The sequence below is a fragment of the Paenibacillus sp. FSL H8-0260 genome (genome assembly GCF_045040625.1).
GTDB classification, from domain to species: domain Bacteria; phylum Bacillota; class Bacilli; order Paenibacillales; family Paenibacillaceae; genus Paenibacillus_AQ; species Paenibacillus_AQ odorifer.
On record NZ_CP150298.1, the window covers coordinates 6,034,146 to 6,048,788 of the forward strand.

Consider the following 14,643-nt stretch of genomic DNA (forward strand, 5'->3'; position numbering starts at 1 on the left):
CATCGTTCACCCGTCACAAACATGCGATGCTGTCGCTTCCTGCATTTTCATATATTTAGCGAATGACCGAACCTCCGTAGAGAAAACGATTCATCCAAGAAGCGCTTAGTTTATCTACTCTTACCCCGCCTGAAGCTACGGAATAAGTTTGTAGAACTTGTCCATCTCCTAGATACATAGCAACATGCGATATTCTAGCCGTAGATTTATCGATCCCCTCATAAGCAGAAGCTGAATTCCCCTTATAATCCATAAAGAACATTAAGTCGCCGCGCTTCAAATTGGAAATAGACGTAACCACTGTACTATTCGCCTTCACCCAATCTCCCTGTTGACGGGAATCCGCTGGCAATTTGAGATTGGTCGCATCCATAAAAATTTGCCGGATGAAGTCCGAGCAGTCAAAAGTGCTTGTATCATTTCTGCTGGAGCCATACTCATAAGGCGTTCCTAGATATCCCATGCCCGCAGCAATTACCCGTTCGATTTGGGCTGAAGCCCCCGGTGTTGTTATAGGTGGATTGGGTGTAGGCGTTGGTGTAGGCGTTGGTGATACCGTTCCAGATCCCCCACCGTTTCCTGAAAGTGTACTATATTGTTCACTTGAACTTATATATCCGATGCTACCATCCGCCGCTTTAACTTGATACCAGTAACTGTTAGGCTGCGCCAGAACTTCTACTTTTTCTCCCTTATTCAAAAGCTTCATTATTTTCCCGCTTGTTGAAGGTGAAACTCGAAGATTCACACCATACTTAATGGTGCCAGTTTGTGCCGATGGTGTCGTTATTGAAGCAGAGGATACGCTGATATACTTATCTCCTGCACTTGTATAACCCACTGAACCATCAGCCGTTTTTACTTGGTACCAATAGCTGTTCGGCTGCGAAAGGATCTGCACTTGATCTCCCTTTTGCAAGTACTTCATTATTTCTCCGTCATTAGAAGGGGTGCTACGAAGGCGAACACTAGCCTCGATCACACCTGTTTGTACGGCTGAAGCTACTGTAACTGAATTAGATGAACTTGAGGCTGCCGCTGCTTGTCCAGGAGCAGATACTCCTAAACCTGCAACAATTGCAGCAGATACTAACAAAGATGCTGTAATTTGCTTATGTGATTTGATCATACGTTCCCCCAAATTCCATGATGAGATTTCAATAAAGGATTGTACTACATTATTCCTTTATGCCCTCATTATAGGCTTGCCCGGGATTTGGAACATGCTCCAAATTTCACATATAATCATGCCACTTTATGGTAACACACAGGTCTAAAGTCTCGATTTCTCCTTGAATATGTGTTATTTTTCCTTAATATAGCATTTCGTGATTTATTTCTTAGGTTCCACGTGCACCTGCACATTCATAATATTATGCATTTTGCTCATTCTTTCTTCGATGGAATCACTTATTTCATGACCTTCCGTCACAGAAATATTCGCATCCACTTCCACTACAACATCCACATGCACATGATTACCATGAACCCGTGCCTTCACATCTTTAATATCTTCTACTCCCGGCGTTCGAGCAATCGTACTGCGTAGATCCATCAATTTATCTTGATCAAAGCCATCGGTAAGCCGATAGGTCGAATCACGAAAAATATCCCAAGCGGTCTTGGAGATAATGAGTCCGACAAGAACAGCTGCTGCGGAATCAATCCATGGCAAACCAAACTGTGCACCCACAATCCCAACTGCGGCTCCAACACTGACCATTGCATCCGAAAAATTATCCTTAGCCGCTGCCATAAGTGCTCCACTGTTAATTTGTTTGGCCAGTCTTTTGTTATATATGTATACCCCCATCATAGCTACTGCACATACAATAGCCACCCCTGCCGACCAGAGCTGCGGCGTTTCTTTTGTACGATCGAAAAAGGAACGCACCGCCTCCACAATCACTTGAAGGCCCACTACCGCCATGATAAAAGAAGCCAACAACGCCGCTACGGTCTCTGCCCGGAAGTGCCCATAAGCGTGGTCAGAGTCAGGTGGCTTCCGCGAAATCCGTAACCCCACCAGTACAGCTATGGATGCTACGATATCTGTTAAATTGTTGACCCCGTCCGCTACGAGTGCGCTGGATGCAAATAAATAACCACAAACCAGCTTGAATGATGATAGGATGAGGTAAGCCGCTATGCTCACCCAAGCTCCTCGTTCACCTTTACGTATATCTTCGTAAATATCAGTCATTCTTGGCTCCCCCTCTTTTCCCCGATTATTTAAAATACGGAAAAGAATTCTTTCAATTATTCTTGCCCTTGTGGCAGCATTTAAAAACAATTAGAATAAAGTGTAAGGACTTGCTTCGAAGGAGGTTATCATAATGAGCGAAAGCAACGATAAAGGAAAAATCAACTTAGCGGAAGCTATCCGTAAAAAACTGGAACAGAAGAAGCAACAATCTTCCTCCAAGCCTGGATCCACATTTCAGGCCGGTTCCGCCAAACCGCTAAAAAGCCAAAATAACAAAAAGCCTAACAACCAACGCCGTCGTACTGGCGGATCTTAGTATTTACTTATACTTAAACATAAACGGCTGCGAATCCCTCGGGGAAACGCAGCCGTTTATACGTTCGTCCTGCCTGATAGGATGGATTAGAACTCTTCAAATTCATAATTGCTTCTCTTTAATGTACGATTAGCCAGCTGAAAACATGCGCTTTGGGAAACCTTAAGGGCTAAAGACTCCTGTCTTGGAAACCCCGCATACACCCCGTAGAATTCTACTTGTTAATAACTTTTCAAAATTGAAATTATAAAGACAGCTACCCTGATCCTAAAAGGATTAGTGTAGCTGCTTCATGGATTCCTTCCGCATAGCGGAAATTAAATATTATACTTCTACAGGATACATGCGCTGGCGCATTTCCTTAATTTCTGGATTCTCCAAATATTCATCGTAGCTCATGGAGCGATCAATTACACCTGTAGGTGTAATCTCGATGATGCGGTTAGCAATGGTTTGGATGAACTGATGGTCATGGGAAGTGAATAGAATCGTGCCATCGAAATCGATCAGCCCGTTATTCAGTGCCGTGATGGATTCCAGATCCAAGTGATTGGTTGGTTCATCGAACACAAGCACGTTCGCGCCGTTGAGCATCATTTTGGCCAGCATACAGCGAACCTTCTCGCCCCCGGACAGCACACTTGCTTTCTTCAGTGCTTCTTCTCCGGCGAACAACATACGGCCCAAGAATCCACGCAGGAAAGTTTCGTCCTGATCTTTTGAATACTGGCGTAGCCATTCTACAAGATTCATTTCCACACCATCGAAATAGCTGGAGTTGTCTTTCGGGAAATACGCTTGAGTTGTAGTTACTCCCCATGTATATTCGCCCGCATCCGCTTCTTGCTCACCCATGATCACATCAAACAGCAGTGATTTAGGCTGGGAGTAAGGGCCTACAAAAGCAATCTTATCCCCTTTATTTACTACAAAGCTAATTTCATCAAGAAGCTTTTCACCTTCAACCGCTTTGGACAATCCGCTGACTGTCAGCAATTGTTTACCCGCTTCACGTTCTGGTTTGAAGTTAAGGAACGGATATTTACGGTTGGACGGACGAATGTCGTCCAGTGTAATTTTCTCAAGTTGCTTCTTACGTGATGTCGCTTGTTTAGACTTGGAAGCATTGGCCGAGAAACGCTGGATAAATGCCTGCAATTCCTTGATTTTATCTTCCTTCTTCTTGTTCGAATCACGCTGCAAAGCTTGCGCAAGCTGACTGGACTCATACCAGAAGTCGTAGTTGCCGACGTACATCTGGATTTTGCCAAAATCAATATCCGCAATATGCGTACATACTTTATTCAGGAAGTGACGGTCATGGGATACGACGATAACAGTACCTTCATAGTCCATGAGGAAGTTCTCTAACCAGCCAATAGATTCGAGATCCAAGTGGTTGGTAGGCTCATCTAGCAGCAGGTTATTTGGACGGCCAAACAAGGCTTGCGCCAAGAGTACCCGTACCTTTTCATTGCCGCTCAGTTCGGCCATTTTTTTGTCATGCAGTTCACGCATAATTCCGAGACCAATCAGCATGGCAGCTGCATCTGGCTCAGCATCCCAGCCGTTAAGCTCAGCGAACTCACCTTCAAGCTCTCCTGCACGCAGGCCATCCGCTTCTGTGAAATCGGACTTCGCATAAAGCGCGTCCTTTTCTTTCATAATTTCATAAAGACGTGTATGACCCATAATTACGGTCTCAAGTACTGGGAATTCATCATACTCAAAATGGTTCTGTTTGAGTACTGCGAGACGTTCGCCCGGTGTAACATGTACCTCACCGGTATTTGCTTCGATCTCACCAGACAGAATTTTCAGAAAGGTTGATTTACCGGCACCATTGGCACCAATCAAACCGTAGCAGTTACCAGGGGTGAATTTTATGTTTACATCTTCAAAGAGAGCGCGTTTTCCGTAGCGGAGTGTTACGCCGCTTGTGCTAATCATTACGCATTACCATCCTTTTCACTTAGGGTTTCGGCTCATTATAGCATAAATAGAGAGCAAAAAGCCCGTAAAATAGCCTTTTCAGCTGTTCTCTCCAATACTAAAGTTATTCCAGCTGCTGTACAGAGGTCGCCAGTTAGGAGGAATTTTTTCAATTATTGTCCAGTTATGCGATTCTCGGGTTGTATAATAAGCGTTTCGCCATAGCTGAGCGTACGGATTCGTTCTTCAGAAATACCCTGTTTAAGCCGGGCACTTTCCATCCGATCCAGCGCTTCCCGGGCCGTATCATCAGCAAGTCTATAGGTGCCGTAATGCATCGGAATCATGGTCTCCGCTCCAACATCTACAAATGCTTGTATAGCCTCTTCAGGGGTTACATGCTGCGAGGTCATGAACCACTCCGGTTCATAAGCTCCAATCGGCATGAGTGCAACATGAAGCTTATAGCGGCTCCCAATCTCCTTAAAACCCGGAAAATAACCGCTATCTCCTGCGAAATACAGGTTAGGGGGCAGCTTGTCGCTATCCGATTCGATCGGCTGCAGAATGTATCCTCCCCAATGAGAAGTATTCGTGTCCCAAGGTGTTCTCCGCGTCCAGTGCTGAGTCGGCACAAAGGTAAGCTTAATTTTACCTAGCGTATTTTCCTGCCACCATTCCATTTCTATGCAGTTGCGAAATCCTTTGCGGAGCATCTTTCGTTTCAAGCCTATAGGAACAACAAGGGTTGTCCCTGCTCTATATAATTTACGGATAGAAGCCATATGCAAGTGGTCATAATGAGAGTGCGAGATCAGAATCAGGTCAATGGGAGGCACTTCGCTAAGCGGAATCCCGGGTTGCCCCAATCTTTTCTCAAAGCCTAGTCTTCTCGCCCAGATTGGATCAGTAATGATATTCATCCCTTCATATTGAAGGAAAAACGTTGAATGCCCAATCCACGTAATGGTGGTCTCCAGGCGATTCTCCGCCAGATAAGCTAACCTCGGCGGCGTACTTGGCACTACATATGAATAATCTTTTTTCTTCCGTCGACGTTCCTCCCGCCACTTACGAAACTCTTTAAGTGTTTTATCGGTACTCACATTGTCGAGGTTATTGTAGCGAAATTTAGCCATAGAGCACCTCATCTTTAGAAGTTTGCAGAGCATGCTTTACTTTAGCGAATATAATACAACTATATTGAACGGCAGAGTATTTTGCAAAATATACAAGTTACTTGGTAATGGTGCGCCCTTTTTCCGCAAAATATCTAAGTACCCTTTTGTGTTTCACGCCAGAAATGAGATAATATGTGTATAAAGTATGGCGGTGCATATACCGTTCAAGGGGGAGCTACGTATGAAGATTACTTTTATTGAACCGACTCCAAGTCCAAATACGATGAAGCTTCATTTGGACGAAAGTCTGGAACCTGGAATTCGCAGAACCTATACACCAGAAAGTGAACGTTCCGCGCCGGCCTGGGCACGCGAAATGTTAACGATACCGGGCGTTATTAGCATCTATCACGCTGCTGACTTTGCAGCGCTCGAACGCAAGGGCAATGCGGATTGGGCAGCGATTCTAAGAGAAGTCCAGAACCGCTTCGGCAACAGCGAAGGCTTAAATGACGATTGGAATCTTGCCGATGAGAACGCTGGCGCTCATTTCGGCGAAGCTCAAGTCTTCGTCCAGATGTTCCGCGGAATTCCGCTGCAAATCCGCGTTAAGACCGGCGCGAATGAAGAGCGCATCTCCTTAGCAAACCGCTTCACGAAGGCGGTTATGGATGTGGCTAGCGCCGTGATGATTAAAGAGCGTAAGCTCACTGATTACGGCGTGCGTTATGGCGAGCCCGCGGAGATTGCACGCGAGGTGGAGCAAGAGGTCGAAGCGGCGTATCCGCAGGAACGCCTCGACTCTCTCGTGCAGCAAGCCATTGCGCACGGCGCCGAAGGCGAGTTCGTCGAGCAGAGACGAACCCGCAGTCAGGATGAGCTGCTGCGAGACCTGAAGCATGAGGATTGGCGCGTGCGTTACGCCGCGCTGGAGGATCTTACGCCGACGGCGGAGCTCCTGCCGGAGCTTAAGGCGGCGCTGCACGATCCCAAGCTGCATATTCGCAGGCTTGCGGTCGTGTATCTAGGCGACCTTCGCACGCCCGAAGCGATGGAGCTGCTCTATGAGGCGATGGCAGACAGCGCGCCAGCCGTGAGACGTACGGCAGGCGATACGCTGTCCGACATCGGCGATCCTGCCGCCACGCCAGTGATGACGGCAGCACTGACAGATAAGAGCAAGCTTGTCCGCTGGCGCGCAGCTCGTTTCCTCTATGAGGTGGGCACATCCGATGCCCAAGAAGCGCTGTCAGTTGCGGCGGAAGATCCGGAATTCGAGGTTGGACTTCAGGCCAAAATGGCTTTGGAACGTATCGCTTCCGGTGAAGCAGCGGCGGGTACCGTTTGGCAGCAAATGTCAGAGCGTCGTCGCAGCTAACATTCCCTACCGGATTTTGTCATTGCTTGACTTGCGAACTTGCTTTATACTAATTCCTGTTGTTTATAAATGAATGAAGTAAAGATAGCCTCGTCATACTAAGATGAGGTAGAGGTCGCGGATATAAAGAGTACGCGCGTGGAGACGTTAGAGCCGTCTATGAATCGCGTCGAAAGGAATATCTGCCGAAGTCTGCACTGTCGCTCTTACAGCGGTGCAGGCTGGGGCCGTTGCCGAAAGGTACGGAACTGTCACATTGTATAACCTGCATAAGCAGCAGGTCATAATGTGTTGCGCTATCTTCACAGGGAGTATGATGCGGAGCTGTATAGATGGAAACCGCAGATATAGTCTGCGGTTTCTTTGCGTTTACAGAATTTGTATATTTAGTGTTTGTCCATAACCTTATGGAGACCACCAAATACACTCTCCCGCTCTGCGGGAGGAAGCAGCTCAGCACTCCCCGTTCATGAATTGAAAGATTAGATCATAAGGAGTGTCAAATCATGCAGGGCAAGCAGCAAAATCTAGCACAAGGCAACGTAAGTAACCCGCCTGAGCTAAAAAAATCATTTAAAGCAAGGCATTTGACCATGATTGCGCTTGGAGGATCTATTGGTACTGGACTCTTCCTGGCCAGTGGTGGCGCTATCGCTTCAGCCGGACCCGGTGGAGCACTTCTAGCCTATACGGCTGTTGGTGTTATGGTTTATTTCCTCATGACCAGTCTGGGAGAGCTCGCTACCTATTTGCCGGATTCGGGCTCATTCAGCACTTACGGCACGCGTTTCGTCAGCCCCGCTTTTGGGTTCGCCATCGGCTGGAACTTCTGGTATAACTGGGCGGTTACGATTGCAGCAGAATTGTCTGCCGCCACCGTCATTATTAAATATTGGTTCCCGGACAGTCCCTCCTTTCTCTGGAGTCTCGTGTTCCTGCTGCTGATGTTCGGTCTTAATTTCCTATCTGCTCGTGGATACGGAGAATCAGAATATTGGTTTGCCATTATCAAAATTATTACTGTTATCGCCTTCCTTATTGTCGGAGTTTTGATGATTTTCGGAATCATGGGCGGAAAAGCCGTAGGCTTCAGCAATTTCCAGATCGGGGGCAGCTCGTTCCACGGTGGCTTCTTCGCTTTCGTCGGTGTCTTTATGGCTGCGGGATTCTCCTTCCAAGGCACCGAGCTAATCGGTGTTGCAGCAGGTGAGAGTGAGAACCCTCGCCGTAACGTACCTATTGCTATTCGCCAAGTCTTCTGGCGTATATTAATCTTTTATATTCTCGCTATACTAGTAATCGGAATGCTGATTCCTTACACGAATCCAGATCTGCTGCGCGGTGGTATTGATGATATCGGAGTCAGTCCGTTTACGATCGTATTTAATAAAGCAGGACTTGCTATTGCCGCATCCGTCATGAATGCTGTCATTCTCAGCTCCGTATTGTCAGCCGGGAACTCGGGAATGTACGCCTCCACCCGCGTCCTGTACGCTATGGCTAAGGATGGAATGGCTCCACGTGCTCTAGGCAAGCTTAATCGCCGCGGTGTTCCTGTTGGTGCTTTGCTCGTGACCACAGCCGTTGGTATGTTAGCCTTTTTAGCATCATTCTTTGGTGATGGTGTTGTATACAACTGGTTGCTTAATGCTTCCGGTATGTGTGGATTTATTAACTGGCTCGGCATCGCTGTCTGCCATTATCGTTTCAGACGCGCCTTTATAGCTCAAGGTCATTCCCTTGATGAGCTGCCTTACCGGGCTAGATGGTTCCCGTTTGGGCCTATATTTGCCTTAGTACTTTGTACGGTAGCCATCCTTGGCCAGAATATGGGTGCCTTCTCAGGTGGAAACATCGACTGGTACGGTATTGCCGTTTCCTATATCAGCCTGCCATTATTCGTCTTGATTTGGGCCGGCTATCGCTTCTTCCGCAAGAGTAATATTATTCCTTTGGAAAAATGCGATCTTAGTACTCACCCAGAATAAACTGACTCCGCAAAAAAGGGATATCCAGAAGCCTGAAAGGCTGCAGGATATCCCTTTTTATATAAATCAATCTAGTATATTCAACTCCTGATTTTACTTAGCCCTTTGCCTATTCCCAAATCACATACACTTTTAGATCACCCGTATTATCAAAAGAAGTGCTAGAATAAGACACTTCCTCTAGTCCAAGTTTATATAACTCCTGTAGATCATTCTTCAACTGGGTTCCACTACCGTGATAACGGAATAATAAAGATCCCTCTCCTGAAGCGACAGCCTTATTCGCCAGCTGAATTAAATCTGCTGCTGAACGTACAATCCGTTCCTCGGCATACAGCTCATAATTAAGGTCCTTCTGAAGCTGCTTATACACCCCGGCGCTCTGTCCTCCACGCTCTACAAGTGCTGACAAGGTCTTATAATAGGCAACCGAAGCTGCCGGATAAGACTTCGTCCAGCTATGGTCCTGACGCATTTGTGCATCCGTCTTCAAGTAATACGCGGTGCTTACCACGCCGGCTTTATCAGGTGTCGGGTCATCCCAAGTTGTGTCGAGATGATACCATCTCCCTTCGAGCAGCACTAGATTCCAAGCATGAGACTGGCTGCGTCCTCCCGGCTGTTTTGCAGTGCCCTCGACGATTTTATTACTGAATCCCGCTTCCTTGAGCAGCTTATAGGTCAACAGCGAATACCCTTGGCAAACGGCACTGCCACTCTTCAGGCCTTCATAAGCCGTATATTTACGATAAGAGGTATCATACTTCAGACGCAGCACCACCCAGTCGTGGATAGCCTTAACCTTCTGATGATTATTCATGCCCGGTGTAATGATCTTCTTGAGCGTTGCCTTTACTTCTTTGTTCACAAAGGCGGTCTGCTCCAGCGTTTCCAAGTATTTCACTTCTACCGTAACCTTTACAGAACTTTTGCTCCCTCGATAAGTGTATCCGTAGCTGTCTATGATGTAATACAAATAGGGATCGCTATTCATCGCTTGATCTAGACCCGTTTGTATCTGTGTTTTTAAATTCGAGGTTTTCCCCTCATAAGTAAAAGTGATAGTCTCTCTACGATTATTCATCGCACCGGTTAGCTTCTGGGCAATTTCACTCACAGAACGAACGGTCGGTGAAGTCGTGGCCGCATAAGCATGCCCCCAGGTCCAATACAATGTCGGGGGAATGGCTGCGCAAATAATCACTCCTCCAAGAATGACTTTTGCCAACGTGAAGCGTTTTTTCCACATAATTATTCTGATCCTCCGGCTCCTACAGACTTATTCAAAACCCTCCATTTAATAGATAATGAAGACTTGGGCAAAAAAAGACTGTTCTCTGTAGAATAATTCTACTCTGAGAACAGCCTCTAAGCCAGATCAATATGAATTATTTCTTTAGGGGTGTAATGATATAAGTCTCTCCTATTACTGTTTCAAATTCCAGCCCCGCTCCTTCAATCTGTGTACCATCCGGTTTTTGAATGAGCAAAGGCTGGTGTTGAACAATTCTGCAGGATCGGCCATGAGTCGAGGTAACCTCTGCCCTAGTTAAACAGCCCCCGCTCCATTCTATAGTCATGACAAAGCCACCACGTGCCACCAACCCTTTCACGCTGCCTTCAGACCATTCCTCTGGAAGAGCAGGTAATAGTTCCAGACCCTCCTGATGACTCTGCAAAAGCATTTCTGCTATTCCGGCTGTAGTGCCGAAGTTTCCATCAATCTGAAACGGAGGATGATTTCCGAACAGGTTCGGCAAACTGGAATCTTGCAAAATGCGACGTAGACAGCTAACCGCACTCTCGCCATCCTTCAGACGCGCATAAAGATTAAGCAACCATGCTGCGCTCCAGCCTGTATGGCCACCTCCATGTTCTATGCGTTTCTTCAGTGTTAAGGCTGCCGCCTCCGCTAGCTCTGGTGTGGAGGAAGGGCTAATTACGTTCCCAGGGTACAGGTCATACAAATGAGAAACATGACGATGCCCAGGCTCTTGTTCAGCAAAATCCTCATTCCATTCGCGGACAGTTCCGTCCGGTGCGATCCCTTGGTGGGCAAGCTGTTTCTGTTTCTCTATAAGCTCCTGACGCAGCTCTACATCGGTATTTAAAATATCAGCAGCCTGAATGCAGTGCTTGAACAACTCAGCGATAAGCGATAAATCCATAGCTGAGCCAGCCGAGACACTGCATGGTGTGCCGTCAGCAGTCAGAAATACATTCTCTGGCGAGGTAGACAGACCTGTGGTCCATCTTCCATCAGGCAGCTCTACTAGCCAATCCAGACAAAACAATGCGGCTCCCTTTAATATGGGATAAGCTGTGCGCAAATAGTCCTCATCTGGACGAAAAGCGTAACGCTCCCATAGATGGCGAGAGAGCCATACCCCGCCCATCGGCCAAAAAGCCCACATCGCCTTACCGTCTGATGGAGAAGTCATCCGCCACAAATCGGTATTATGGTGTACTGTCCAGCCACGTGCGGCATAATGAATACTCGCTGTACGGCTGCCAGCCACGCTAAGCTCCGTGATAAAATCTATTAAAGGTTCATGGCATTCGCCCAATCCGCATAACTCGGCTGGCCAATAATTCATTTCGGTGTTTATATTTGTCGTATAATTGCTGTTCCATGGTGGCTGAATATAGGGATTCCAAATGCCCTGCAGATTCAGAGCTTGCGTCCCCGGCCGTGAGCCAGCAATCATCAGGTAGCGGCCATACTGGAACAGCAACGCTTCCAGTTCAGGATCTGCCTGTCCTTCGCGGTATTGTACCAGGCGCTCATCAGTCGGAAGCTCTCCTCGGGAAGCAGCAGATGCAAGCGTCAGCTCCACACGGTGGAACAAGGATTGATGATCCTCTAAGTGGCGCTGCTTAAGCTCTGCGTATCCTTTAGAGGCTGAAGCTAACTGCACTAGGCACAACTCCGCTGGCAGCTTGCCACCGCTTCCCGGCATCCGGTCATACCCGGCATAATCGGTTGCCGCAGCCAGACGAAGGGTAATGGAGTGCGCGCCAGAAATCAACAGCGAGCCGTTCTCCGCTACACAAGTCCCACCTTCCGTCTGGATCTCCATAACCGCAGCAAAACTTATGCCAAGCCCCTCTTCATATAATACGGCACGCGGGTGATCCCCTACGTAGTTATCAGCCACATGCGACGGGGCACGGCCAGTCATAATCAGCATGCCATCCGGAGTAATCTCCGAGTTGAAAGGATGTGGTGATGCCAGATCCGCCCAGAAATCTGGCAGAGTAGCTTGGCCCTCCCCCCCCTCAGCACGGATATGAAGAGCTATAATGTCATCCGGTCTGCTGGCCAATACTTCACGTACGATCCTTACACCACCGGCAGTATAGGTTACCGTAGCCAACGCCTGATCCAGATCAAGCTCTCTCCGGTAATCCTCTACAGGACCTGCAAAATTAAACTTCAATCGCAAATCTCCAAGCGGTTGATAGGATTCCGTCCGGCTGCCTAACATTTTGGCGTCCACCAGTGCTTCTGCTTCCTTGTATTTCCCCTCTGCAACTAGCTGTTTAGCTGGAGCCAAATGCCGCAGTGCCTCATAGTTGGCTTTATCCCGCGGGAAACCTGACCATAGAGTGTCTTCATTTATTTGAATCCGTTCTTCTTCGATTCCACCAAAGACCATGCCGCCCAGCCTGCCGTTACCTACGGGCAGCGCCTCTTCCCATACAGCCGCCGGCTGCTTGTACCATAACTCATGCCGTCCGGAGTTCTTGCTCTCTCCCATGTATATTCCTCCTGTCCTGTTATTACCGGTGAAAAGCAATCAGCGGGAGGCCCGGACTTTCGTTCGGACTTCCCGCCATCTTCATGCTTTTATTGGATTAGACGAAATTTAATAATTAATCATTCCAAAGTTTCACGCGTTGTTTAACCAGCTCTTCACGCAAATCTTCAGCTTTCGTTACACCAGCTTTATCAAGCTCAGCCATGTAAGCATCCCAAACTTTATCGAAATCAGCTGGTTTAGACAAGATTGCTTCTGGGATCCGTTTCCAACTGATATCCTTCAGCTTGTTGTCAAGAACGACAATTTCGCTATCCCCAGGAATCGTGATGTTCCATGCTGCGCCCCAAGGTTTAACTTTGAACTCATCTTCACTTGGGAAGAGGTCTTTCCAAGTTGTTGCTTTGTAAGCAGCAAGTGTTTCTTTTTCAACCGCATTGTAACCTACGGTTACTTGCTCAGGGAAACGAGTTGTGTAGTAGTTACCAGATGGATCCAATACACCGTCGCCATAGTGAGCGCTCAGCAATGCATAGTTTGATCCGACATTACCCAAACCAGTTTCTTTTTGGAAGTTGGTAGTGTCATTATATTTACGGTCGTTCACATCTTCAGGAATGACACGTTTGCCATCAACAACATTGTAGTGTTTGCCTTCAATACCCCAGTTAACCAATACTTGACCTTCGTCGGAAGCTAGGTAGTCCAGGAATTTAATTGCACGAACTGGATCTTTAGCATCTACGCTGATCCCAATTCCGTTACCACCCATGAAGCCTGTAGGCCAGAAGGAAGTTTCTTTGTACTCCTCAGACAAGGTTACAGGATAGTGTCCATAGCCTTGATCCAGCTTGCCTTCAGCTTTCAATGCTCTTTCTCCGTCGCCATAACCCCAGTCTTGGTCAATCAAACCAATAACGCGGCCGGTAGCGATTTTAGCTTTGTACTGATCATACTTTTGAACGAAACTTTCTGGATCAAGCAATCCGATATCGTTCATGTGGTTGAGCCAGCGGAAATATTCTTTTTCAGCCGGACGACGGAAGTGATAAGTTACTTCTTGGGTGTCGATATCAATCGCATATTCACCATCGTCAGGAGAACCAGTAGTAATAAATGCTGGGTTAGTTACTGTAATGTACATGTACCAATCATCTGCATTCAGAGTCAGGCCGATGTTTTTGTTACCATTTTCATCGGTAGGATGTTTTTCCAGGTAAGCCTTGATTACGTTCTCATAATCTTGAACAGTTTTGATTGCAGGATATCCAGCTTCTTTAACAGCACGGTGCTGTAGTTCAAATCCGCCACCAGCATCAAAATATTTGTTGTCCACACCTGCATAGGTAGGGATGGCATAAATCGCATGATCATCGTCACTGTAACGTGAACGTTTCATGCCTTCTTCGCCCAATACTTTTTTGATATTCGGAGCATATTTTTCAATCAGGTCTGTTAGATCAAGCATTGCGCCTGCATCTACCAGCTTGCTGACATCAGTCTTAGCACTGATCAAATCCGGATATTCGCCGCTCGCTGCGATCAAGGCTACTTTTTGTTGAGGATCACCAACTGCATATTCAGCATTTAGGGTTACTCCCGTTTTTTCCGTAATCACTTTACCAACTTCATCTTGCATACCTGTCCAGTTCGGGTTAGGGTCTGCACTGAAGAAGGTCATCGTGAGCGGGGAAATATCCTCAGCCGCATTGGTCGCATTTCCAGCATTAGTTGCATTGCCGCCTGTATTTCCAGCTGCAGCATTACCATTGTTGCCATTGTTACCGCCGCAGCCTGCAAGCACACCGAGCAGCATAATAGAAGTGAGCGTTAATGCCGTAGCTTTGGCTTTTATCTTTCTATTACTTCCCATTAAATAAACCCTCCTTAAAATTGTTTATCTATCGTATCACAGGTGAAGACCTGTTAATACTTTACCCA

General features: G+C 47.1%; 10 protein-coding genes and 1 riboswitch. Of the genes, 3 read left to right on the forward strand and 7 right to left on the reverse strand.

Translation table 11 applies throughout. From position 1 onward, the window contains the following. Positions 1-55: 55 nt before the first annotated feature. Positions 56-1,129, reverse strand: a complete 1,074-nt coding sequence (locus MHI51_RS26780; RefSeq protein WP_405173381.1) for an SH3 domain-containing protein — start codon at positions 1,127-1,129, stop codon at positions 56-58. Between the two features lie 204 nt (positions 1,130-1,333). Further along, the gene (locus MHI51_RS26785; RefSeq protein ID WP_076219969.1) at positions 1,334-2,203 is read right to left on the reverse strand and encodes a cation diffusion facilitator family transporter; all 870 of its coding nucleotides are present in this window, start codon (positions 2,201-2,203) and stop codon (positions 1,334-1,336) included. 133 nt (positions 2,204-2,336) lie between these two features. Here MHI51_RS26785 and MHI51_RS26790 point away from each other — a divergent pair, with 133 nt between their 5' ends. Continuing rightward, complete coding sequence (locus MHI51_RS26790) at positions 2,337-2,522, forward strand: hypothetical protein (protein ID WP_036680230.1); 186 nt, start codon at positions 2,337-2,339, stop codon at positions 2,520-2,522. A gap of 324 nt (positions 2,523-2,846) precedes the next feature. On the opposite strand, the gene MHI51_RS26795 is transcribed toward MHI51_RS26790, so the two are convergent. Both MHI51_RS26795 and MHI51_RS26800 read right to left on the reverse strand, forming a co-directional pair. Then, entirely contained in the window at positions 2,847-4,472 is a 1,626-nt protein-coding gene (locus tag MHI51_RS26795; RefSeq protein WP_036680232.1) for an ABC-F family ATP-binding cassette domain-containing protein, read from the reverse strand. A 155-nt stretch (positions 4,473-4,627) separates the two neighbouring features. Continuing rightward, a complete protein-coding gene (locus MHI51_RS26800; protein ID WP_076277150.1) occupies positions 4,628-5,593 on the reverse strand; it encodes an MBL fold metallo-hydrolase in 966 nt (321 codons plus the stop codon). Positions 5,594-5,816: 223 nt separating this feature from the next. Here MHI51_RS26800 and MHI51_RS26805 point away from each other — a divergent pair, with 223 nt between their 5' ends. Both MHI51_RS26805 and MHI51_RS26810 read left to right on the forward strand, forming a co-directional pair. Further along, the gene (locus tag MHI51_RS26805) at positions 5,817-6,953 is read left to right on the forward strand and encodes a virulence factor (RefSeq protein WP_076128692.1); all 1,137 of its coding nucleotides are present in this window, start codon (positions 5,817-5,819) and stop codon (positions 6,951-6,953) included. A 101-nt stretch (positions 6,954-7,054) separates the two neighbouring features. After that, positions 7,055-7,260, forward strand: a riboswitch (Lysine riboswitch). Between the two features lie 199 nt (positions 7,261-7,459). Then, on the forward strand, positions 7,460-8,941 hold the full coding sequence (locus MHI51_RS26810; protein WP_405173382.1) for an amino acid permease: 1,482 nt from the start codon (positions 7,460-7,462) through the stop codon (positions 8,939-8,941). Positions 8,942-9,050: 109 nt separating this feature from the next. Here MHI51_RS26810 and MHI51_RS26815 read toward each other — a convergent pair whose 3' ends face one another. The 3 genes from MHI51_RS26815 to MHI51_RS26825 all read right to left on the reverse strand — a co-directional run bounded on the left by MHI51_RS26815 (position 9,051) and on the right by MHI51_RS26825 (position 14,575). Beyond that, positions 9,051-10,190, reverse strand: a complete 1,140-nt coding sequence (locus MHI51_RS26815; RefSeq protein ID WP_076219967.1) for a transglutaminase domain-containing protein — start codon at positions 10,188-10,190, stop codon at positions 9,051-9,053. A gap of 139 nt (positions 10,191-10,329) precedes the next feature. Next, positions 10,330-12,702: a glycosyl hydrolase family 95 catalytic domain-containing protein gene (locus MHI51_RS26820; RefSeq protein ID WP_405173383.1), complete on the reverse strand. Its 2,373-nt coding sequence runs from the start codon at positions 12,700-12,702 to the stop codon at positions 10,330-10,332. Positions 12,703-12,817: 115 nt separating this feature from the next. Continuing rightward, a complete protein-coding gene (locus MHI51_RS26825) occupies positions 12,818-14,575 on the reverse strand; it encodes an ABC transporter substrate-binding protein (RefSeq protein ID WP_080742630.1) in 1,758 nt (585 codons plus the stop codon). Between the last annotated feature and the right edge of the window lie 68 nt (positions 14,576-14,643).

Excerpts from the sequence above, each read along its gene's own strand:
- MHI51_RS26805 (WP_076128692.1), top strand. The coding sequence starts at position 5,817 with ATGAAGATTACTTTTATTGAACCGACTCCAAGTCCAAATACGATGAAG.
- MHI51_RS26795 (WP_036680232.1), bottom strand. The coding sequence starts at position 4,472 with ATGATTAGCACAAGCGGCGTAACACTCCGCTACGGAAAACGCGCTCTC.
- MHI51_RS26785 (WP_076219969.1), bottom strand. The coding sequence starts at position 2,203 with ATGACTGATATTTACGAAGATATACGTAAAGGTGAACGAGGAGCTTGG.
- MHI51_RS26825 (WP_080742630.1), bottom strand. The coding sequence starts at position 14,575 with ATGGGAAGTAATAGAAAGATAAAAGCCAAAGCTACGGCATTAACGCTC.
- MHI51_RS26790 (WP_036680230.1), top strand. The coding sequence starts at position 2,337 with ATGAGCGAAAGCAACGATAAAGGAAAAATCAACTTAGCGGAAGCTATC.
- MHI51_RS26815 (WP_076219967.1), bottom strand. The coding sequence starts at position 10,190 with ATGTGGAAAAAACGCTTCACGTTGGCAAAAGTCATTCTTGGAGGAGTG.
- MHI51_RS26780 (WP_405173381.1), bottom strand. The coding sequence starts at position 1,129 with ATGATCAAATCACATAAGCAAATTACAGCATCTTTGTTAGTATCTGCT.
- MHI51_RS26810 (WP_405173382.1), top strand. The coding sequence starts at position 7,460 with ATGCAGGGCAAGCAGCAAAATCTAGCACAAGGCAACGTAAGTAACCCG.
- MHI51_RS26820 (WP_405173383.1), bottom strand. The coding sequence starts at position 12,702 with ATGGGAGAGAGCAAGAACTCCGGACGGCATGAGTTATGGTACAAGCAG.
- MHI51_RS26800 (WP_076277150.1), bottom strand. The coding sequence starts at position 5,593 with ATGGCTAAATTTCGCTACAATAACCTCGACAATGTGAGTACCGATAAA.